23 protein-coding genes and 1 other RNA gene are annotated in these 22,108 nt (G+C 29.3%); 14 read left to right on the top strand and 10 right to left on the bottom strand.

The window, feature by feature from the left end; genetic code table 11:
- Positions 1 to 17: 17 nt before the first annotated feature.
- From H518_RS0102005 to H518_RS0101975, 7 genes are read left to right on the top strand one after another with little or no spacing between them, the layout of a single operon-like run.
- Entirely contained in the window at positions 18 to 515 is a 498-nt protein-coding gene (locus H518_RS0102005) for a DUF4280 domain-containing protein (protein ID WP_043706353.1), read from the top strand.
- A complete protein-coding gene (locus tag H518_RS0102000) occupies positions 505 to 2,967 on the top strand; it encodes a hypothetical protein (RefSeq protein ID WP_028887527.1) in 2,463 nt (820 codons plus the stop codon). The genes H518_RS0102005 and H518_RS0102000 overlap by 11 nt, the downstream gene beginning before the upstream one ends.
- Positions 2,968 to 2,975: 8 nt before the next feature.
- Entirely contained in the window at positions 2,976 to 3,803 is an 828-nt protein-coding gene (locus H518_RS0101995; protein ID WP_043706352.1) for a hypothetical protein, read from the top strand.
- Positions 3,804 to 3,816: 13 nt separating this feature from the next.
- Positions 3,817 to 4,320 carry a hypothetical protein gene (locus tag H518_RS0101990; protein WP_028887525.1) on the top strand — a complete coding sequence of 168 codons (504 nt, stop codon included), beginning with the start codon at positions 3,817 to 3,819 and terminating at the stop codon, positions 4,318 to 4,320.
- A 4-nt stretch (positions 4,321 to 4,324) separates the two neighbouring features.
- Positions 4,325 to 4,810, top strand: a complete 486-nt coding sequence (locus H518_RS0101985) for a hypothetical protein (protein ID WP_028887524.1) — start codon at positions 4,325 to 4,327, stop codon at positions 4,808 to 4,810.
- Positions 4,811 to 4,821: 11 nt separating this feature from the next.
- Positions 4,822 to 5,868 carry a hypothetical protein gene (locus H518_RS0101980; protein ID WP_028887523.1) on the top strand — a complete coding sequence of 349 codons (1,047 nt, stop codon included), beginning with the start codon at positions 4,822 to 4,824 and terminating at the stop codon, positions 5,866 to 5,868.
- Positions 5,869 to 5,899: 31 nt separating this feature from the next.
- Positions 5,900 to 6,949 carry a hypothetical protein gene (locus H518_RS0101975; RefSeq protein ID WP_028887522.1) on the top strand — a complete coding sequence of 350 codons (1,050 nt, stop codon included), beginning with the start codon at positions 5,900 to 5,902 and terminating at the stop codon, positions 6,947 to 6,949.
- Between the two features lie 134 nt (positions 6,950 to 7,083).
- Here the strand turns inward: H518_RS0101975 and H518_RS0101970 are convergent, their stop codons facing one another.
- Both H518_RS0101970 and ssrA read right to left on the bottom strand, forming a co-directional pair.
- A complete protein-coding gene (locus H518_RS0101970; protein ID WP_028887521.1) occupies positions 7,084 to 7,857 on the bottom strand; it encodes an XRE family transcriptional regulator in 774 nt (257 codons plus the stop codon).
- Between the two features lie 222 nt (positions 7,858 to 8,079).
- Positions 8,080 to 8,474: a transfer-messenger RNA gene (gene ssrA / locus H518_RS20725) on the bottom strand.
- A 196-nt stretch (positions 8,475 to 8,670) separates the two neighbouring features.
- On the opposite strand from ssrA, the gene H518_RS0101965 reads away from it, so the two are divergent.
- The 3 genes from H518_RS0101965 (at position 8,671) to H518_RS0101955 (ending at position 11,239) form a co-directional block, all read left to right on the top strand.
- Positions 8,671 to 9,879 (top strand): NAD(P)-dependent oxidoreductase, encoded by a 1,209-nt coding sequence (locus H518_RS0101965; protein WP_028887520.1) that lies wholly within the window; start codon positions 8,671 to 8,673, stop codon positions 9,877 to 9,879.
- A gap of 44 nt (positions 9,880 to 9,923) precedes the next feature.
- Positions 9,924 to 10,139 carry a DUF3820 family protein gene (locus H518_RS0101960; RefSeq protein WP_028887519.1) on the top strand — a complete coding sequence of 72 codons (216 nt, stop codon included), beginning with the start codon at positions 9,924 to 9,926 and terminating at the stop codon, positions 10,137 to 10,139.
- Positions 10,140 to 10,411: 272 nt separating this feature from the next.
- Positions 10,412 to 11,239 (top strand): GEVED domain-containing protein, encoded by an 828-nt coding sequence (locus H518_RS0101955; RefSeq protein ID WP_028887518.1) that lies wholly within the window; start codon positions 10,412 to 10,414, stop codon positions 11,237 to 11,239.
- A 104-nt stretch (positions 11,240 to 11,343) separates the two neighbouring features.
- On the opposite strand, the gene H518_RS20325 is transcribed toward H518_RS0101955, so the two are convergent.
- The 5 genes from H518_RS20325 to H518_RS0101925 form a co-directional block, all read right to left on the bottom strand.
- Positions 11,344 to 12,249: a transporter gene (locus tag H518_RS20325; RefSeq protein ID WP_028887517.1), complete on the bottom strand. Its 906-nt coding sequence runs from the start codon at positions 12,247 to 12,249 to the stop codon at positions 11,344 to 11,346.
- 104 nt (positions 12,250 to 12,353) lie between these two features.
- Entirely contained in the window at positions 12,354 to 12,719 is a 366-nt protein-coding gene (locus H518_RS0101940; RefSeq protein ID WP_043706349.1) for a ribosomal maturation YjgA family protein, read from the bottom strand.
- A gap of 69 nt (positions 12,720 to 12,788) precedes the next feature.
- The gene (creD, locus tag H518_RS0101935; protein WP_028887515.1) at positions 12,789 to 14,174 is read right to left on the bottom strand and encodes a cell envelope integrity protein CreD; all 1,386 of its coding nucleotides are present in this window, start codon (positions 14,172 to 14,174) and stop codon (positions 12,789 to 12,791) included.
- 53 nt (positions 14,175 to 14,227) lie between these two features.
- Positions 14,228 to 14,524 (bottom strand): winged helix-turn-helix domain-containing protein, encoded by a 297-nt coding sequence (locus H518_RS0101930; protein ID WP_028887514.1) that lies wholly within the window; start codon positions 14,522 to 14,524, stop codon positions 14,228 to 14,230.
- A 2-nt stretch (positions 14,525 to 14,526) separates the two neighbouring features.
- Positions 14,527 to 15,135 (bottom strand): hypothetical protein, encoded by a 609-nt coding sequence (locus H518_RS0101925; RefSeq protein WP_028887513.1) that lies wholly within the window; start codon positions 15,133 to 15,135, stop codon positions 14,527 to 14,529.
- A gap of 304 nt (positions 15,136 to 15,439) precedes the next feature.
- Here H518_RS0101925 and H518_RS20320 point away from each other — a divergent pair, with 304 nt between their 5' ends.
- Both H518_RS20320 and H518_RS0101915 read left to right on the top strand, forming a co-directional pair.
- Positions 15,440 to 16,705, top strand: a complete 1,266-nt coding sequence (locus tag H518_RS20320) for a sensor histidine kinase (protein ID WP_051263630.1) — start codon at positions 15,440 to 15,442, stop codon at positions 16,703 to 16,705.
- 15 nt (positions 16,706 to 16,720) lie between these two features.
- Positions 16,721 to 17,074, top strand: coding sequence for a DUF1801 domain-containing protein (locus H518_RS0101915; protein ID WP_028887512.1), 354 nt, complete (start codon positions 16,721 to 16,723; stop codon positions 17,072 to 17,074).
- A 19-nt stretch (positions 17,075 to 17,093) separates the two neighbouring features.
- On the opposite strand, the gene H518_RS0101910 is transcribed toward H518_RS0101915, so the two are convergent.
- The 3 genes from H518_RS0101910 to kdsA are packed head-to-tail and all read right to left on the bottom strand — an operon-like array spanning position 17,094 to position 19,277.
- Positions 17,094 to 17,432, bottom strand: coding sequence for a hypothetical protein (locus H518_RS0101910; protein WP_028887511.1), 339 nt, complete (start codon positions 17,430 to 17,432; stop codon positions 17,094 to 17,096).
- Positions 17,433 to 17,464: 32 nt separating this feature from the next.
- Positions 17,465 to 18,418 carry a transglutaminase domain-containing protein gene (locus H518_RS0101905; protein ID WP_028887510.1) on the bottom strand — a complete coding sequence of 318 codons (954 nt, stop codon included), beginning with the start codon at positions 18,416 to 18,418 and terminating at the stop codon, positions 17,465 to 17,467.
- A 40-nt stretch (positions 18,419 to 18,458) separates the two neighbouring features.
- Positions 18,459 to 19,277, bottom strand: a complete 819-nt coding sequence (gene kdsA / locus H518_RS0101900) for a 3-deoxy-8-phosphooctulonate synthase (RefSeq protein WP_028887509.1) — start codon at positions 19,275 to 19,277, stop codon at positions 18,459 to 18,461.
- A gap of 90 nt (positions 19,278 to 19,367) precedes the next feature.
- On the opposite strand from kdsA, the gene H518_RS0101895 reads away from it, so the two are divergent.
- On the top strand, positions 19,368 to 20,363 hold the full coding sequence (locus H518_RS0101895; protein WP_028887508.1) for a M28 family peptidase: 996 nt from the start codon (positions 19,368 to 19,370) through the stop codon (positions 20,361 to 20,363).
- Positions 20,364 to 20,531: 168 nt separating this feature from the next.
- Entirely contained in the window at positions 20,532 to 22,013 is a 1,482-nt protein-coding gene (locus H518_RS0101890; protein ID WP_028887507.1) for a S8 family peptidase, read from the top strand.
- Positions 22,014 to 22,108: the final 95 nt, after the last annotated feature.

The raw sequence follows: 22,108 nt of genomic DNA, 5'->3' as shown, positions 1-22,108 counted from the left end.
AGATAAAAAAATGAATTATGGGAAAAGCAATAGTATGTCAAGAAGCAGAGTGTGAGTGCCAATTTGGTACCATGCCAGATAAAATAATATCGATAAGTCAGCATAAGCAATATGTAAACGATGCCGATGGTGAAAAAAAGATGATTGTATCTACCATGGATCTAGGACAACCATTTGAGAAAAAAACTTTCGGGCAATGCAAAATGCAACCAACTCCAGGAGGCTACAAGCCATGCCAATCTATGGTTACAGAGTGGGGAGGGTTTTACGATAAAGTAACATTAGATAACGGTGGAAACCCTATTTTAGAAGACAGTAAAGCTACTTGCCCAATAGGAGGAGCCCCTTGTATAAGTATTACATTTCACGGGCAAACAGCAGAAGCCACCCAGCAACATGAAGAAGAAGCCGATGAAGAGGTTATGGATCAAATAAATCCATTGGCAAATTTTTCAAATGGAGAAGATACAGATGGTGGTCATAATTTAAAATCAAGAGATTATAATGGCATCTAAAAAAGAATTAATCGTAAAAAAAGAAGACCTTAATAGGGTTGTAGAAAAAAAACGAGTTGCTTCAGGAATTTCTTATAAAGTTTTTGAAATACCTAAGGGGAAATCTATCGGTTTTAGATTAAAAGCAACAACAGGTACTATAAATATAAAAGAAACTCAAGAACGTGTGTATTGGATTGCACAAAGTACAAAGGAGTTTAAAAGTGCTACTTTTTTAGGTTGGAAAAGTGGTGCGGCAGAAAAAGAACTACATGAGTTTTTAGATATGTTAGATGATGAGCCAGGTAAGTGGAAAGACTATGGTGTAAAAAGCAATTATATAAAATCATTTGAGGTCGTTAAAGGAGAATTTATTTATAAACCAAAGTCTATTAGTTATAATGGTAGCGAAGAAGGTAAGGGTATTTGGTTAGAAGCATGTAATTATTACCCAAGTTACGGTAGTCAAGGAGCATTTTTAATACCAGTAGCATCACCATATATAAAGGAGTTTGTTGTAAATAAAATGGTAGGGCAAGAAAACCTCTGTGTATATGATGCAAAAACGAAAGAACTTCAAGATGAAATACACTATTGCGATTTTATAGAGTTTACTATAAAAACACATAATATATTAACTGAAGATTTTACAGGAAGCATTACCGTAGAATGTGAGGGAAACATATTAGAAACTATTGAGCTAAATGAAAGCCATGTATTACCTCAGTTTGAAGGTACACCAGCTTATAATGCTACATACATAAAACGTAAAGTATATTTAGATTTAAAATGGGTTGAACTCTTAGGTCATGAAGAAGGCAGCAGTAAATCTTATAGTTTTGATGTCGCATTTAAATTAAAAGACCCTAGTTGTTTTAAACATGATGTAGATGCTAGTAAAATAAAAAAGAGCATACAAAAAAACGTGTTTTATGAAGAAGCTTGGAGTATTAATGAAGAAGAAGTTGAGGCAGTACCTCAAATAGCAGAAATATTTGAACCCCAAGTGGTAACTATGGAGTTTGAAGAATGCCGATACACCAAACTAACGGTAAGCCACGATATAGAAAAAACAAATGATGCTGGTAAAAAAACTAAAGAAAAACGAGAGTATACAATATTAGAAGAAACCGATGGTTGTTTATCTACTAATGAAAACATACCAACATTTGCTGTTATAGCAGGAGACAAAACAAACAAACCAAAAATAGAAATAGCAATAAGTGGTTTGGATAGATCGGAATGTAATGGTGAACATAAAAATGCCAAACTTATTATTTTTAATGATGGAAAAACTACCGAAATGGCTATGGCTGATAAGCCAAAAGGTGTTACAACTATAAATTTAGAAGTAGTATCAAGTTTAAGTGAATTCAATTTATATCCATTAAAATATATATGGCCAAGTTTTATATCTCCAAATGTATACAGAACCCATGTTGCTACTTGTCGTTATGCAAGACCTTTATTAGTAAATGTATATCCAGATATTAAATGGGAATTGGCATTTGAGTTTTTAGTAAACGTATCTAATTACAAGGCTGCGAATATGCCTGCAGGCATCATATATACAAAGCATAACGAAAAATCTAGAGAGGCAGGGTATGCAAGATGGTTAATGAATAAACAAGGAGAATTACCTATTTCTTTAGGTGTGGGTCTCTCGGCAGAATGGGATAATGGGAGTCATAAAAGAAGTTTTACTAATGAGTTTCAAACTAAAATAAAACCATTTGTAAAAACTATTTCTACAGCAGCAGAAATTGTACAAAATGCGATTAACTATGCTCAGGGGGTAGCGAAACAAACAGCGATCCCAGTGGGTTTTGACGTAAGATATCCGAAGTTTACCATAGTCGGGACATGGAATTTAGTTCCGTATAAAAATAGAACAGCTATTGTTGGAGATGTTGGATTTGGATTTAAGCCTTTAATTGGAGCTGAATTAATTATAGATATTATTGGTGTAGCTATAGCAGCAGCATCTTACGGGACAACTGGGAATCCTGCAGCAGCAAGACTTATTAATAAATTTAGAAAAGGTTTAGATAAATTAGGTGCATCAGTTACTTTTACGGCAACATTTTATGGCGAATTAGAGATAATGTGTGAAGCTTTAAAAATACATAGTATTAATGGTATTGACATGTCTGGGAAAACTACTATTGGAGGAAAAATGGGAGTAACTATTATTCTCAAAATGGAAGTAGGAATAGGTAAGTTAAAAGGTAGAAAGAAAAAAGCAATAATCAATTTTAGAGCTTTAGCTAAAGCAGATGCTTTTTTTGGAGGTGAGATGGTTTTCGATTCAGATGATAAAGGATTATACATGCAGCCCATATTAAAATTCTCTGGAGTAATGCTTACAGTTGAGATAGAAGGAGAAGTTGGTTGGTGGAAAAGCAATTTTAAGATAGAAGAAAAAGTATTAAAAGAGGAAACGAAAACTTTAGCTAAAAGATATTTAAATTAAAAGATAAAATGAAATTACACGATTTTGAAAAACCTTATTATACAATATATCCTCATATATATTGTTCTGGTATTATATATATTAATGATGTACCTGCCATAACTTGGCTTGGAGAAGAAACAAAGGAAGGGGGGTTTGGAGGAGATATACCAATAAATCAGTTGGTTCTAGAGTCTGGGAAGCATGCTGTAAAAATTGTTATGTTGCCAAGAATAAATAAGAAAACTTTAACAGAAGAAGAAACTTTTTTTGCGGATTTTTATTTGTCAGATGTAAGCCCTGGTCGTTGGAAAGAAACTAGCCATAAATTTCATCCAAAAATAGAATCACCATGGAATGGATTAAGTGAAGGTATAAATTACCCAATTTTTGAACTAAAAACAGAAATAGAAGTTGAGCTTCCATATGTATTGGATGGTTGGCAGAATTCGCAAGATTTAACAGAAATAAAAGAAGAAATTTTATTTAGAAAGGTTTTTAGTCATTATCAACAGATACATGCTGTTTTAGCAGAACACAATGTTTCTAAATTTTTAGAACTTTCAAAAGAAAAAATGCAATTACAAGAGCAGGCATTTTATTTTTCAGAAGAACGAAAAAAACAATTTTATGAAGGTGCTCTTAGTCTTTTTAGTCAAAACCTTAAGGTAGAGCCTCTTATGAAAGATGAACTTAAATTACAGATAATGGGGTATGGTAAATTAGTTAGATTGATAAAATTAGACGGTAGTGAACCTTTACAGTATATGAGTCCGAATATTGAGAATCAAAGTAATATAGAATTAGAAGTTAAGTTACATATGCGAAGTGAAGAAAAAGGATTTAGTATTATATAATAATTTAAGTTAGATGAATAATAATTTACTTGTGAGGTATTTATCTCCTTTTGAAAAGGAAGAGATAAAAATAAAAGTAGATAAAGAAAAGGATGTTATAAAAAAATTCGAAGAAATAAGTTGGTATGATAATATAATGGAAATATTTTATAGTCATAATTACGGATTAAGAGGCGAAGAAGAAAGATATGTATACAACGATTATTGGTATTTTGGTATAGAGACAGAACATCTAAAAAGTAGGAAACTAATTAACATTGTGCCTAATTTCGCAAAAGACACTGATTTTTCTGAAAATGATATCCTGTTTTCTATAGAGTATATGAGGCCTGTAAAAGTAAGAATGTCAAATTTTGCAATATTTTTTGGTGCTCCTGTCGAAAAAATAAATCCCAATTATTTAACTCATTCAAAGAATAATACTTTAAATCAAGTAATAAGAATAATAAAAAAATTTATTTCTCAGGAATTTTATATTTTAGATAAAGAAATAGTAAAAATAGGATCTATTTATTAAAACAATGAAACGAAGAATATTTATACAAAACACAATATTGGGAGTTACAGGGTTGTCAATTAGTTCTTTAACGTTGGCTTGTTCTAAAAAAGAAGTTATTTTAAATGAAATTATAGGAAGGTCAGAAGAGGAATTGATTTCTTTTAATAAAGAAGGTAATAGTGATTTTTCTTACTATACAATACCATATGCAGCTTTCTCACACCCCTTAGTTTCAGGTAGAGAAACTTTTATATTTTGTAAAGAAAGTAGTATTGTAGGTTATACTGTAAAGAAAGAGAATACCGATGATGTTGAAGCTATTTTTGAAAAGTTAAATGAATTATATGGAGATAGTAAATTAATATATGAGAATGATTTTGGGTATAAATATGAATGGAGTACAGAAAGTAGGTTGTATGCACTAACTTATACAAAGGCATATCCTAATTTACCTCAAAATTCGTTTTATAGTGAAGCTGTATTAAAAAATGAGTTAATTGTTTTTTAAAATTGAATAGAATGATAAGATATTACGTCGTACTAATCGTTAGCTTATTTACTAACTGTAAACAAGTACCATCTCAAGTTGTTACTTCAGAAGATTTAACTAAAAACCAAGTTTTTTGGCAAACGAAACAAACTGAAGAAAAGAAAGATAAGGAACAAAAACTATTTCCTAAAAAAACAGATAGCTTAAATACAGTAGAGTATAGGAGAAATAGAGTTTATATACATAGTGCTAATTGTCAATATGAAGTATTTGTAAACGATGTACTCTCTTCACGATTTATGGGAGATATAGCAAAAAGTGGAGGAACTACAGGGGCAACACCAATTAATCAACATGTTTTATTTAGTGGTGTAAACGAGATAAAAATACGTATGTACCCTAAATATGGTGATACGACTTTAGGGCAAAGAAGTTATTTTAAAATGGAATTTTTTTATTTTATAAACGATTTGAATAGTCGGATTTATAATAAGGAAATGGGAGGAGAATCAGGTATCAATATTGATAATTCAGATACGGATTATGAGGGAGAGCCTCGTACAAAATATAATCCACCACATAAGTTAGAAGGTTTACCAGTATATGAATGGCGTACAACTTTTGAAGCTTCTGTTCCTTTTGAGATAGAAGGTTGGTTAAAGTCTGTTAATTTAAAAGAAGAACAAGAAGAAAAAAAATTAAAGAACGAATTGCTTTTAGCTTATAAAGAGTTGTTTAAAATTATAGAGAAAAGGGATGTTTCAGCGTATTTAGAGGCTGTAAAACTAAGAGAAGAAAGAATAAAAACAGCTTTTTACTTAACTAAAGAAGAAGAAGAAAAACGTAATGCTGAGTTTATAAATTTACTAGAAGATAAAAACTATGAGCTTTTACCAATAACAGAAGAAGCGATTGTTTTAGAATATCAAGGTTATGGAAAATTAGCTATTTTAAGTGATGTGCGTGATGGAGAAGGTATTATTAGATTACGAAACAAAAAAGACGAAGACGAAGAGGTTACGTTAGATTTTCGTTTTCACCGTAAGGAAAAAGGAGCCCCTTTAAGTGTTATATAAGTTATGGACATGTTTTTAAAAATTAGATAGAATGACAAGATATTGCATCATACTAGTCGTTAGTTTATTAACTGGTTGTAAAAAGGTACCTGCTCAAGTTATTACTTCAGAGGATTTAACTGAAAATCAGTTTTTTTGGAAGCAAAAAAATAAAATAGAAAAGGCTACTACAGATAAAGATGTATTCCCTAAAAAAATAGATAGTTTACAAACAAAAGAACAAAGAATAAATCGCATTTATTTGCGTAGTTCTTATTGTCAGTATGAATTATTTGTGAATGATGTTTTGGTGTCTAGAACGATGGGAGAAATAACCAAAGGAGGTGGAGGTATAACAGGGGCTATGCCAATTAATCAAAATTTAATGTTTAGTGGTGTACATGAAATTAAGTTACGAATGTATCCAAAATATCCTCTTTTAGCTTTTAATAATAGAGGTGGTACTGTTTCAATGAATTTTTACTATTTTATTGATGACTTAAGGAATCAAACTTACAATAAAAAAATGGGAGGTGAAATAGGTATAAGTATTGGAGAGTCAGAATATCATAAAGGAGAAATAAGAGGAGCGGAGAATCCACCACATAAAATCGAAGGCTTACCTGTTTACGAATGGCGTACTACTTTTGAAGCGTCTGTTCCTTTTGAGGTAGAAGGTTGGTTAAATTCTATTAATTTAAAAGAAGAACAAGAAGAAAAAAAATTAAAGAGCGAATTACTTTTAGCTTATAAAGAGTTGTATAAAATTATAGCGAAAAGGGATGTTTTAGCGTATTTAGAAGCTGTAAAACTAAGAGAAAATAGAATAAGTAACGCTTTTTATTTAACTAAAGAAGAACAAGAAAAACGTAATGCGGAATTTATAAATTTACTAGAAGATAAAAATTATGAAATGCTGCCAATAGCAGAAGAAACGATTGTTCTAGAATATCAAGGTTATGGGAAATTAGGAATTTTAAGTGATGTACGCGATGGTGAAGGTATTATTCGCTTGCGTAATAAAGAAAATCCAGACGAAATAGTAACACTAGATTTTCGTTTTCACCGTAAGAAAAAAGGAGCAACTTTAAGTGTTATATAAGTTATGATAAATTATTTATGAGAAATGTAACACTATCATAAAAGTGTATAAATTTTTAAACTCAGGATTAAGTTATTTATAATTTAATCCTGTTTTTAATACAGTTAAAAAGGCATGTAGCATAGTAATATAAATTACCCTATCGATTTTTTAAGCGCTTCTAACTCTACACCCAACTCATTAAACATATTTATAATACTACTTAATTTTAATTCATGCTCTTCATACTCTTGTGTATTAATACTACATGTAAACTTCCATAACTCTAATATTTCAGAAACAGGAACCTCATAAGGCTGATAACTTGTGTTGTCTGGTTTTAATAAAAAAGACTGTTTTTCCTCAACTAAATTTTCTAACCTTTTATAAGTCATTCCATCATCTTTAGTTACTACAATATAAGAATAACCACTTTTCGCTTCTTTTATGTTCTCAACAAACTCAGCTACTAAATAAGAACCATCTTTCATTGGTAGCATAGAATCTCCCTTTATAGGAAAAGCTCGGTGTTTACCAGTAGGTAAAAAAGGTAATTTTATTTTTTCTAGTTGCTCTATATATTCAGGATCATCATAACCTAGCAAATAACCAGCAGAAGCTTTAGCAGGTACAACTTCTATTAAATTTTCATTATTATCATCAATTGCTATTGGGAATAATACTCGCTTGTTACCAACCTCAATAAAAGAAACATCTTTGGCTTTGGTTAAATCATTTTTAACAATAATATCAATAGGAAGTTTAAAATATTTAGAAAAATCTATTAAAAACTCAATCGTTGGTGAAGATCTATTTTCTTCGTAAGAACTTATTCTTGATCGCGTTACTGATAGTTTTTCAGCTAAAGCCTCTTGAGTTAGCTTTTTTAAAGTTCTTAAATGTTTGATGTTTTTTGATAAACTTTCCATGTCGCTACATTTGTGAGCAGCAAATGTATGTATTTGTAGCTAGTTTTTTAGTGTAAAAAAAATATTTTACGATGGAATTTAGTTACTCTTTTGAAGATTAAGTAATAGGGGAGTTTTAACTATAAAAATGCACTGTTTCATAATTGTGTTTAAAACAATTAAATTATTTTTAATTGAAAACTTAAAATGAAAAACCCTGTAAACTTATGTTTACAGGGTTTTTTGTGGAGACGCCGGGAATCGAACCCGGGTCCAAACAAGCAGTTCAAATGCTTTCTACATACTTATTTCTTTCTTAATTTTCGACTAGTAACTGATTAAGAACATTCTGTTAATAGCTTATCTTCTTTAGTTTCAAAAACCTGCCGAAGTTTCAAGTTTTCTATATTTACTTTTACGATATCCAAAAGTGAAGCGCCGTAAATCAAGGCTATCCGTGGACATAAAGCTTGCACACCTTGTGTGCCTAGGCCAATCCTACTATGATTCGGATTAAGCAGCTAAAGCGTAGTTATTCTCGCCGTTTAAAAAGTTGAAAAAAAGTTTAACGAGTTGTCTCTTCACTCCTCGGTATGCTTACATTATCGCTGGCCTCGCTGTCAAAACCAGTCGTCCCCAAATATGTTAAAGAACACAAATAGTAAAGTTTAAAAACAATAGTTACAATATATTTGTTTAAAACCTAAAAATTGTGGGGAGCAAATATATGAAAATACTATTTGTACAATACTTTTAAATCAAGTATTTTCGCCTACGTTGTATTAATTTACAACAATTGTAGTTAATTTGTTTAATTTTATACAAAAAAGAAGAATGAAATTCGGTATCATCAAAGAACGCAAGAACCCGCCAGATAGAAGAGTGGTTTTTTCACCAGAAAAACTTCAAGAATTTAAGCAACAATTTCCAACAGCAAAAATAGTTGTAGAAAGTTCAGATATTCGTGTTTTTAAAGATGAAGCATATAAAAATGTAGGAATAGAGGTGGTAAACGATGTTTCTGATTGCGACGTGTTGTTGGGCGTAAAAGAAGTTCCGTTAGAAGCTTTAATATCTGGAAAAAAATATTTTTTCTTTTCACATACCATAAAAAAACAGCCATACAATCGTAAGTTGTTAAAAGCGATGTTAGAAAAAAATATTGAAATGTATGACCACGAAACCATTATAAAACAAAATGGTGCACGATTAATAGGTTTTGGACGTTACGCTGGTTTGGTAGGAGCATACAATGGTTTTAGAGCTTTAGGTTTACGAGAAGAATTATTTGATTTACCAAAAGTAGAAACACTTAACGATTTAGATGCGGTAAAAGCAGCACTTAGTAAAATAACCTTACCAAATATTAAAATATTACTTACGGGTACAGGTAAAGTTGCCAATGGAGCAAAAGAAATTTTAGATCATTTAAAGATTAAAGAAATTAGTGATGCATTGTATTTAACGGCTGATTTTTCTGAACCAGTATATTGTATGGCTGATGTTATGGAATATAATAAACGTACAGATGGTAAAGTAGGAGAAAGATTCGCTTTTTATAAAGACCCTAGTGGATATGAAAGTAACTTTATGCCGTATGCTAAAGTAACAGACTTTTTTATAGCTGGTCATTTTTATGGAGACGGGGCTCCGTACTTTTTTACAAAAGAAGATGCTAAACAAGACGGTTTTAGAATAAAATACATTGCAGATATTTCTTGTGATGTTAACGGGCCTATTCCTTCTACGATTCGTTCTTCTACAATTGCAGATCCTATATACGGCTACAACCCAAAAACAGGAGATGAGGTAGATTTTAGAGATGAAAAAGCAATTACGGTAATGGCTGTTGATAATTTACCTTGCGAGCTACCAAAAGATGCTAGTGAAGGCTTTGGAGAAATGTTTTTAGAACATGTAATTCCTTCTTTTTATAACAATGATAAAGATGGAATTTTAGAGAGATCTAAAATGACAACAAATAAAGGGAAATTAACCGAACGATATTTATATTTGGAAGATTACGTAGACGGAAAAGAATAAAAATAAAATCCCCGCTAAATGCGGGGGTTTTTATAACCAAAAATATGTTGCCAGATAAACAGTTTTTAATTGATACTGCAAGAATGAGAATGCCCTTTGGTAAATATAAAGGAGTTTACTTAGTTGATATTCCTGAATATTATTTAGTGTGGTATAAAAATAAAGGGTTCCCTGAAGGAAAATTAGGTAAAATGATGGGGCTGGTATACGAAATGCAATTAAATGGTTTAGAAGAAATTTTGCGAAAAATTAGAGATTAATTTTATATTATTATTCTGAGTTCGAATTCTATTAAAAAAATCACTTTTAAAGTGATTTTTTTTTCGTTTTTATGTTATTCTTATATTAAATTAAGGTTTTTATTTTTAGTAATTTGTTGTTTAATAGATGGTTGTTTCGCTTATTTATTGGTTGTTTTATTTTTCTTATAAATACAGTTTAGTAACATTTAAAGCCACGTTAATTAACCATAGCAAATTAATTTTGTCTTATAAAATGAAACTAAAGTTTAAATTTTACTAAGAAAAAAAAGATGAATACGAAAAAACAATTATTAACAGGAGTATTGGTATTACTAGCGCAATTATTTATTGCTCAGAATAACAAATCAAACGGATTACAAGATACTACGCAGATATATTGTGAAAGTACTAATGAGAATCCAAGAGGGCAACATATTACAGAAGTTGGTTTTTCTGGAGTTAGAAATACAACTACATATAATAATGGCTATGAACTTTATGAGTTTAATAATGTAAATGTAACCAAAGGACCTTATACAAATTTAAATGAGGCAGGGTTAATTACTATAAAGGTTGAAACGGCTTGGAGAAATACAAAAATTGGGTATTGGGTTGATTGGAATCAAGATGGAGATTTTGATGATGCATCTGAAGAAATGATATTAAGTAATGTAAAATATCCAACAAAAAATGAATGGTTAAGTTTTTTTGTAGTTCCAGATTCGGCTAAACTAGGAAGAACAAGAATGCGTGTTAGAGCAGTTTATGCTGATCAAATAAGCTCTTGTGGTGATGAGTGGTTTGGAGAAACAGAAGATTATATGATTAATGTAGTTGCATCTCGTTCAAAAAGAGAGCGTATGGTTTCTGTACAAGAAAGTATTGCTTTTCCTAATCCAAGTACTAACGGTAACTTTACCTTTTCGTTTAATAAACCAACTACTAATATTACTTTTAAAGTATTTAATAGTAATGGTATTTTAATACGTAGTATATTAAATCAAAATACTATTAATAATAAACTAACGTTAGATTTATCTGATTTTAATTCAGGTATTTATACAGTACAAACAATTTCTAGGCAAGCATTAGAAACAACTAGATTGGTTATACAATAATGAGTTTTTAAAACAATAGGAACAGATAAATAGTTGCTAAATTTATAATAATAAAAACGAGGCTTATCTAGTTATAGATAAGCCTCGTTTTTATTATTAAGCTGTTATTTTAAAGATACATTGTAAGTTAAACCAGCCGAAAAAGTAGTCGATTCACCTATGTTTCTACCATCAATTACTTTACCAAAGCCTAAACTAACGCCCAATTTAGGAATAATGTTTTTATATATAGTAACACCAACACTACTATAATCTACATTAGTCTCAGGAAAATTACCTTTAAAAGCAGGAGAGCCAATATCAACACCTTCTTCAGAGTTAAAAAAATCACCCCAAGCTTCAACGTAAATAAACTTACTAGCATATCCAATTTTAGCTTTAGTAACAAAAGCATTAGGAACTCCAAAATCTTTACCAGGTGTTAAGTTATTATCAGCATTACCTCTAAGGTTATAAGAAGCTAAAACTGTAGAGAAGAAACCGCTATCTGTGTTTAAATGTAAACCAGCTGTTACATCAAATCCGAATGCTCCACTTCCTAGTGATAAAATTCCATTTGGTTCATATCCAGTAGGAATAATAGCTGTAAGACCAGTTATAACATTTAAGTTTGCTTTTTTAAAATTAAATTTATGTGCATTTAATTTTAAAGCTATAGAAACATCTTGTAATTCAGATATCGAATTTTCTCCATTTACAGGATCTGCAGCTCCTGTTGTATTATCAGCAGAAACAAAAGGTACGTTTATTACTGCTGACAAACGATCAGTAATTCCATATTTAGCATAAAGAGAAATAATATTTTGATTTATTTCACCATGAACAGGAACACCTTCATTTTTTACATCAGCTACGTAAAAAGCATCGTATTTACTAATAGAGAACGAAGAAGTTATAGATAAATCCCCTTTTTTAGATGTAAACCCATCTAATAAACCTTGTGCATTTGCAGTAGAATACATTGTTGTGATTGTAACAACAGATAATGCGATTAGTTTTTTTATTTTCATTTTTTTTAAAATTAGTTTCAACTATTCGTCGAAATAAAAATGAAACATTACATAAAAATAAATTTATTAAAATAACAAAACCTGCCTTTTTATTAATAAATGAATTATTGTTTCTTTTGAATCACCAACTCAATAATTAATACAGTAACAATACCTAGTGCATAGGCAATTAAATCTCCATAGCTAAAGGTGTTTCCTATAATAATATTTGCCATTCTAGAACTTTCTAAACCAAGCATTTTAACCAAATTAAAATTTTGTAATATTTCAATGCTAAAAGAAAAAATTAGAATTGAGATAGCTAACTTTTTAGGGGCAATATTAAAAAAAGATTTTACGAAATAGTAAAGTAGCATTACAACTAGAAAATCACCAAAGGTATGTCGTATAAAACCTGATGTTTGTGCAATAATAATTTCAGTTATAAATAGTAATACAAAGGTTATAAAACTTTTTAAATTGAATTTCATATATATATAGTTTTTAAAACGTAAAACTTCATGTACATGAAGTCTTACGTTGTTTAGTAACAAATCTAATTATCCGTTTTGCCAATCAATTTTTCTAGAAGCATACATTACCGATGCTAGAATAGCAAAAAGCCCAACACTACCAACAAGTAAAGCGAAATTTTCTAATTGAATTATTATAAAAATAAAAGCATATAAAGCTGTTAATGATAGTGCTATAAATATTGGGAATTTCATTCCTTTTAATATCGATTTTGAATAAAGCGAAATTAATCCAATTACAGCAATTCCTGAAACTATATATGCCTTTAAAAAACTACTATGCTCTGAAATAGAAATTAATAATGTGTAAAACATTGTTAAGGCAACACCAATCATTAAGTACTGAAACGGATGGATAGAAATTTTACTCATTGTTTGAATAAGGAAAAAGATTAAAAAAGTTAAACCAATAACTAAAAAACCATATTTAGTAGAGCGCTCACTCTTTTGGTATTCATCTACAGGAATCATAAAGTTTACCCCAAAAGCATAATCTTTTAAATTAGGAATCCCTTTAAAAGATTGTTGAGGAAAGGGTCTGTTGATATCTAAAATTTTCCAGCTAGCATCAAAACCAGTTTTAGAAATTTTATCAGAATTATATGGTAAGTATTCACCAATAAAATTAGCGGTTTTCCAATCAGACTTTATATTTATATTAGTTTCTTTACCAACAGGTATAAAACGGATTTGTTTACTACCATTAATGTTTATGTTTAAACTAAAGTCAACATCATTTTTAGTAGGAATATCGTCTTTGTTTATAAACTTACTTTCTAGTTTATGTAAATCAAGATAGCCGTTATTATAGGTGTTATTAGAATTGTTGTTTTTATACTTAGAAGTAAAAGAGTATGTATTCTTATTCAATTTAATTTCAACCAAACTATTAACACCTTTTAAGTTTGAAGTTTCTATTATTAACCGTGCTTTATTCCAAAGAATATCTTCTTTTGAAATATCCATTTCGCTAAAATCAGGTTGTGTAAAGCTTCCCGAAATATTAATATTACTGTTGTAAACAGCTGTTTTATAGATGCCACGTTTCTTTTCTTCAGGATTTATAGTAGAATTTACATCCAGTTTTTTAGGGAAAAAGTAACCGTAATTTATCTCTTCAACCATTTCGGTTTGGACTTCTTTGGTTTTTTGATTTACAATTGATTTTTTATGATATGTTTTGTAAGGTATTTTTAAAATAGGACCATATAGTAAAACTTCTTTACCCCATTTTTTATTTATTTCTTTAACAACTTCTTGTTGCCTGTTCATGCGTTCATAAATTAAGCTTTTAATAAATGATAGTGGAATTAATAAGATTAATATTAAGAAACCAACCATAAGCATTCTTGCTGTGATTGATGTTTTAACCCATTTACCAAATCTTCCGTTTTGTTTGTTTAATGTTTCCATAGTGTGTTTATTTAAAAGAACTTTGTTTTTCAAAGTTGATGTGTAAAAAAATATTATTTATTTTTAATTAGCTTTTCTAAAGCCTCTATGTGTTTCTTAAATTCTTGTTTACCTAAGTCTGTTGCATAGTATCTAGTATTTGGTTTTCTACCTATAAATTGTTTTTCAACCCTAATAAATTCAACTTTTTCTAAAGCTTTACTATGACTAGCTAAATTACCATCAGTAGCGCCTAATAATTCTTTTAAAGTAGTAAATTCGGCATATTCGTTAACCATAAGAACAGACATTATTCCTAGCCGTATTCTATGGTCAAAAGCCTTATTAATATTTAGAATAATATTTTTCAAAATTAATTTTTGTCGTATTTATAATACATTAAAGTACCGTAAACTATATGCATAACACCAAAGCCAATTACCCAAAACCAAAAGCCGTAACCAATAAAGTATGATGCTAGAAGACCAAGAACAATTTCTATATATCCTAAATATTTTATGTCTCCAAAAGTGTGTTTAGAAGCATTTATTAAAGCTAAACCATAAAAAAGTAACATTAATCCGCCTGTTTGTCCGTAACGACCTTGACTTAAAATAATAATGATATAAATCCCTCCAGCAACTAAAGGCACCATAAAATTTGTTAATAATCGTTTTGTTGTTGCATCCCATATTTTAATATTACTCTTGTTTGCTTTTTTAGTTGTTAAAAAAATAGCAGTACCAATACTTAGAATTAATACAAGTAATAAATCTAAAAAAGCAAGTCGAAACACCCAGCCATCGAGTAATAATTTACCGTTAGAATGATTATTTACTAACCAATAAGCAAAAGCAGCACCAATTAATGCATAAATACCAGCTAAAATACCCGAAAGACCGCTCAATGAAATAAATCGAGATGATTTATTCATTAAGTTTTTAATTTCTGAAATATCTTTTAAATAATCTTGTGAATTCATTTTTAAAGAACTTTGAAATGCAAAGTAAGTGGTTTTATTTCATTTTAACAAATTAAATTTTATATAAAACTGGTAGTGAATAAAATTTTAACAGAAAATAAACTATAAAATATTATTTTTCTGATATAAATAAGGTTAATCGGTATGGTAAAATTTTAAAAATGATAATGAAGTGAAATGTTTAAGTTATGCTACGCACTAATTGATTATAAAAGCTACTTTAAAGTAAAAAAACATTTTTATAAGTATATATTAAGAATATACTTTTATCTTGTATGTTAATTTTAAATAAATAATTTTTAAGATGTTAAAAAGTATTGGGGGGTTAGAAGATTTTGAAATTAAAAACATAAGTATTGTTTTTCTTATAATGAGTCCTGGCTTATTTTTATATTCTGTTTTAATTTTAAGTGTAAACCCAAACGCAACTGAAATTTATGGAGCTAGAGAAGTGCTATTATTTTTATTTTTAATTGTTGGTTTATTACCTTTTACAAAAAATAAAAAAGTACTTGAAAATTATGGATGGATTACGTTTTTTTCTTTATTTATTTTTGGGCATTATTTAATATATACTTCTTATTTTAATAACTTTAGTTTAGATTATTTATTAGGAACTTATGTATCCGTTTTCGGTACAGTATTATTACTTAAAGACCGCTTTTTAATAATTTTTTTCTCTGCAACATGTTTATTTCATCTTTATTTTAGGTTATTTAATTCAGACATACCAGATATAGATGAAGTAGCCATTTTAATATCAATGACTACTATTTTCTTTTTTTCCTTTATTATTTTAAATAATTCTCTAACGTATAAAAAAAAGCTAATAAATAATAATGCAAAGTTAGAAGAAGATGTTAAGATTAGAACTAAAGATTTGCTTGAGAGAACAAATGTTTTAACAGAAAAAAATAAAGAACTAGAAGAGTTTGCATACGTTATATCTCATGATTTAAAGACCCCAATAAGAAATGTATATACTATAACACAATGGTTAATAGATGATCATAAAAGTGTTTTTAATGAAGAAATAAATAGCAATCTGCAATTAATAATAGAGCAAAGTAACCAAATGGAGTTGTTGGTAAATGGTATTTTAGAATATTCATTACAAAAAAAGCAAGGTAATTATAGTTCTGATATCGATTTAAATAAGATGTTAACCAATATTGCAAAAGCAAATTCTAGAGTAAAATGTAAAATCTTATTAAAAAATACTTTTCCAAAGGTAAAAGGTATTGAATATCAATTATTACAAGTATTCCAAAATTTAATTCAAAATGCTATTAAGTATAACGAAAATGAAGAGAAATTGATAAGTATAAGTTACAAAACGGTTAATCAATTTTATCAATTTTCTATTGAAGATAATGGTATTGGAATAGAAGAAAAGTATTTTGAAAAAATTTTCAAGTTATTTCAAAAATTAGAAGTGCTTGAAAAAAAGGATTCTATTGGAATGGGCTTGGCATTAGTTAAAAAAATAATTAATATGATGGGCGGTAAAATTTGGTTAAAGAGTAAATTAGGAGAAGGAACAACTTTTTATTTTACCATACCAAAATAATTTTTAAAGAGGAGAATGAAACCAGCAGAAGAATATATATTAAAACAACAAGAGCCGTTAAGAGCCATTTTATTACATCTTCAGGTTTTAATAGAAACTAATTTTACTGAAATAGAATTATTATATAAGTGGAAAATTCCTTTCTATTATTTAAAAGGGAAGCCTTTGTGTTACTTTAATGCCACTAAAAAAGGGTATGTTGATGTAGGTTTTTATTCTAAAAAAACATTAAAAAAGTACAATAATTTTTTAGTTTTAGAAAAAAGAAAGGCTGTGAAATCGTTGCGTTATTATGCATTAGAGGAAGTTAAAGAAGAAATATTAGTATCAGTTTTACTAGAAGCTTATACGATTAGAATATCAAATTAGTGTAATTTAATTTTATATTCTAAAGCCAATTCATTTTCAATGTATATATGAATATTGGTATTTCTTTTCGTTCTTTAGCCCTTTTAAAATCAGAATCAGTTGTATGAACTATAAAACTTGGAGGCGTTAATGTTTTGCTTTTTAGTATGTTGTAGTCTATGTTTAAAGCAATCCATGTGTAAATAGCTCTAACCTTTTCTATTTCAGTTTCAAAATCATAGTCAATTCTTTTGGTAAGACTTTCAACAGATTCAGCTTTCATGTAAGAAGCTATTATTTTATCAACTTTTTTTAAATCTTGAGAGAATAGATTTTTATTTATTAAAATAAATAAAAAAAGTAAAGCAAGTTTTTTCATAGCGCAATAGTTTTATTATAAATATAGTAAATCTATTTTAGAAGAAACTCTAAGACAACTTCTTTGTCTATAATTAAATAAAGTTCTTTACTGTTACTAGGTGGAGTGATACTAATTAATACTGTATTTCCCTTAAAAGTAGTTTTTGCTTTTTTTGCATATTTTACTCCTCTAAAACCACAGTAAATAGCTTGATTCGGTTTAACATTTTTGAGTGTAAAAACAATGGGAGTATTTGCTTTTCTGTGAATAATACCAGTATTTGGTTTTACTAAATGATATTGCTTTTTAAGAAAAGAAGAAGTGTAAATTGGTTGTTTAAAATAAGTAGCTAAACTCATTTTTTTTACACGTAATCTCCATAAAGAATCTTCAGGAAAATGAGTGTAAAAATATTTTTCTTTAGGAATGTTAAAATAGTAGTCATTAAAATTACGTTGCCAACGACCGTTAGTAACTGCACCGGCAGCCCAGGTTGCATCAATATAAATCCATTTATTGTTGATTTTTACTGCATTCCAGGCGTGGTTGGCACGTTTTTTTACTTTATCAATATCATAAGAAGAGTTTCGTACATAACCTTTTATAACTTTATTTTTAATATTTAAAAGCGTACACGTTTTGCTAAAAGCTTGTGCATAACCTTCACATAAAGCACTTCTGCTAATGAATGTTTTTGTAACAAAAGCATTTTTTATAGCCTTTAATTTTTCTTGCTTTTCAGTTTCATTTTTATAGCTAAAACCTATTCTTTTTTGTCTAGGGTTATAAAACTCCTTTAAATCATAACTAATATTAAAAGATAGCCAACTAAAAACAGCCCTTGCCTTTTCTTCATCTGAATTAAAATCAATAGCTATTTTACTGGCTAGTTTTTCAGCCGTAATTAATTTAGGGTATGTTTTTACTTTAGTATCTACATAAGAATAATCTTGGGCAGATAAAGAAAATGCAGTAAAGAGTAAAAGAAAATAAAGTTGTTTCATTTTAATGATTTAGAACAACTTTATTTATCAAAAATTATGCCTATAAGTTTGTTATCGTTTTTCTAATGGTAACTAGGTTGGTTAGTAGTTTTTCTAAATAATCAAGATGTAACATATTTGCTCCATCACTTTTCGCGTTTGCAGGATCAAAGTGAGTTTCAATAAATAAACCATCAACATTGTTAACTACTCCAGCTCTTGCAATTGTTTCAATCATATCTGGTCTTCCACCTGTAACACCACTTGATTGATTAGGTTGTTGTAATGAATGTGTTACATCTAAAACTGTTGGTGCGTATTGACGCATTGTTGGAATACCTCTAAAATCAACAATCATATCTTGGTATCCAAACATAGTACCTCTGTCGGTTATCCATGCTTTTTCATTACCAGCATCGTGTACCTTTTTAACGGCATGTTGCATAGCTTCAGGACTCATAAATTGCCCTTTTTTTAAATTCACAACTTTACCTGTTTTTGCAGCAGCTACAACCAAATCGGTTTGACGAACTAAAAAAGCAGGAATTTGTAAAACATCAACATATTCAGCTGCTTTATATGCATCTGAAACTTCGTGAATATCAGTTACCGTAGGAACATTAAAAGTTTCAGAAACTTTTCTTAAAATTTTTAATGCTTTTTCATCACCAATTCCTGTAAAACTATCAATTCTACTACGATTAGCTTTTTTAAAACTTCCTTTAAAAATATAAGGAATCTCTAGTTTATCGGTAATCGTAATTACTTTTTCTGCAATTTGCATAGCCATTTCTTCACTTTCAATAGCACAAGGTCCTGCCAAAAGGAAAAAATTATTAGAATCTGTGTGTTTTATATTCGGAATAAGTTTCAAGTCCATCATTATAAATTTTCTACAAAATTAAGAAATTTAATTGGCTATATTTAACCTTTTAAATTAAATAAGAATCAATAGTATAAATAGAATATGATGAAAAGAATAATATATGCATCGGCACTTATTGCCTCGTCAATGTTATCATGTCAAACAGTAAAAAAAGGTAATCAAAAAGTAGATGTTAATAGCGCAGTATTATCAACAAATGTTGATGCTAATTTAATTAGTATAGATTCTACTCTTGTTAAAAAACACTTATATACGTTGGCTTCAGATGAGATGGGAGGGCGTAAGCCTGGAACTGAGGGAATGGAAAAGGCAACGAGGTATATAGAGGAGGAATTTAAACGTATTGGTTTAAAAACATTTGCTGGTTTAAAAACGTATCGCCAAGAATTTACTTATAAAGGTATTAAAATGAGTAATATTATTGGGGTTTTAGAAGGAAAGAGTAAAAAAGATGAATTTGTAGTTGTATCTGCACATCACGATCATTTAGGTACAAAGAAAGATGGAGAAGGAGACCGTATTTTTAATGGAGCAAATGATGATGCTTCTGGTGTTGTTGGTGTTTTGTCTTTAGCTGAATATTTTACAAAAAAAGGTATTAATGAGCGTAGCATTTTATTTGTGTGTTTTACTGCTGAAGAAATGGGGCTAATTGGTTCGAAGCATTTTGGTAAGGGAATTGATGCTAGTAAATTTGTTGCTGGAATTAATTTAGAAATGATTGGTAAAACGCCAAGTTTTGGGCCTAATACAGCTTGGTTAACAGGTTTTGAACGTTCTGATTTTGGTAAGATTATTCAAAAGAATTTGGTTGGTACAGGATACCAATTATTTCCAGATCCATATAAAAAATTTAATTTATTTTTTAGATCTGATAATGCTTCTTTGGCTCGTTTAGGTGTTCCTTCTCATACTTTTTCTACAACACCAATTGATGTTGATAAAGATTATCATAAAGTATCAGACGAAGCAGAAACGTTAAATATGACTGTAGTTACTGAAACAATTAAAGCAGTCGCAAAAGGAACCGAAAGTATAATTAAGGGAAAAGATACACCAACACGAGTTGTTGTAAAATAGCAATATATTTTTAAAAAAGGAATTAATAAAAAGAGCCAATTGGCTCTTTTTATCTTTACAGCTAGTTGCGTGATTAATATTAAATTAATTAATTTATTGCGTAATGTGTTGATTTTGGGTGTTTAATTTATTATATTCGTTAAATTTTAAATTTAATCCCTTCAAAAAATGAAAAAAAAACTATTAAGTTTAGCTATTGTTTTAGCAATGTTTTCTTGTTCTGATAATGAGTTATTAGAAGCTCCAGAACAAAAAAAAGAATTACTTACCAAGAAAGAAATTAATACAATTATTAAGAAGTCTTTGGAATCTACTGGAGATTTTAATTGGACTACTCAAGAGCTTCATACAATATGGAGTGCTGTAAAACATGGAGATGATATTTTAACAATTGGTTATGGTACTTCTAAAAGTAATTTTGCAAGAAATGCTAAATCTAAAAATATTAAAGATGAATTAATTAAACTAGTTCGTAGTACAGAAAAAACTTCAGCAAGAGGAACTAGTGAGTTATATGTAAATGAAACAATAAATGTTTTAGATATTAAAGTAACGAATAAAGAAACTATTGAGTCTTTATTAAAAGATAGTAGAGTACGATATATAGAACCAAGTAATTATAATTTCATGGAATTAAATGCTAAACAACGTTCTTCATCAGGAGGTTCGGGTTGTGGATATGGAACTGCTAGTTTAAGTAGCAATGATTACCGTACTGTTTCTCCAGGAGCAAGAGTACCTTGGTCTTTTGATGCACATAAAATTCCACAAGCATGGAACTATAGTACAGGAGCAGGAGTAACTGTGGCTATAATAGATTCAGGTTTATCACCAGAACAAAAATGGATGAATCAATATTTTAATGATGGTTACTCTTCAGGAAGAACAGTTCAAAAATATGGAACATTTGTAGATTCTTGGTGGGCTTGGTCTAATAATTACGATGGGGTTAACGATAAGTGTGGTCATGGAACTAAAATGGCAGCAGTTGCAACAGCGCCAAGAAACAATGATAATTTACCAGTAGGGGTTGCTTATAATGCTAATTTAGTAACTTATAGAGCTGTAGAAAACGTAATTATTAATGATTATCATGAAAAAAGAGGAGTTGTAGAAGCGCTAACAGCCTTAGCAAATAGAAGTGATGTAAAAGTAATTTCTATGTCGATAGGTTCACCTTTTAATATAGGTAATGTTTCTGATGCAATTAAATATGCACATAGTAAAGGTAAAATGATTTTAGCTGCGGGTGGTACTTCAACATCGTTTACTACTTGGTATGGGGTGATTTTCCCAGCGAGTATGTCAGAAACTGTTGCAGTTACGGGTGTAAGAGAAAATCAATATAATAAATGTGATGTTTGCCATACTGGATCTAAAATTGATTTTACGATTCAAATGCAAAGAATAAATGGTACAGATAATAAAGTACCTTCATTAAGTTATTATAACAATCAAGCTAACTATGTAGGGGGATCATCTGTTGCTACGGCAACAACTGCAGGTATTGCAGCTTTAGTATGGGCTAAGCATCCATCTTGGTCTCGCGCACAGGTATTGCAAAAAATGAAAGAATCTGCAGATTTTTATCCAAGTAAACATGCAGAGTTTGGGTATGGAAACATTGATGCTTTAAAAGCTGTTCAATAAAAAATATATTAATTAATTAATTAATTAAAAAAGCTTCGAGTAATCGAAGCTTTTTGCATTTTATAAGGTATGATTATTGATGTAGCATTGTAAAT

The sequence above is a fragment of the Tenacibaculum ovolyticum DSM 18103 genome, from assembly GCF_000430545.1.
Taxonomy (GTDB): Bacteria; Bacteroidota; Bacteroidia; order Flavobacteriales; family Flavobacteriaceae; genus Polaribacter; species Polaribacter ovolyticus.
The sequence above is the reverse complement of the archived record's forward strand: the minus strand, read 5'-3'. Positions and strand labels throughout refer to the sequence as shown.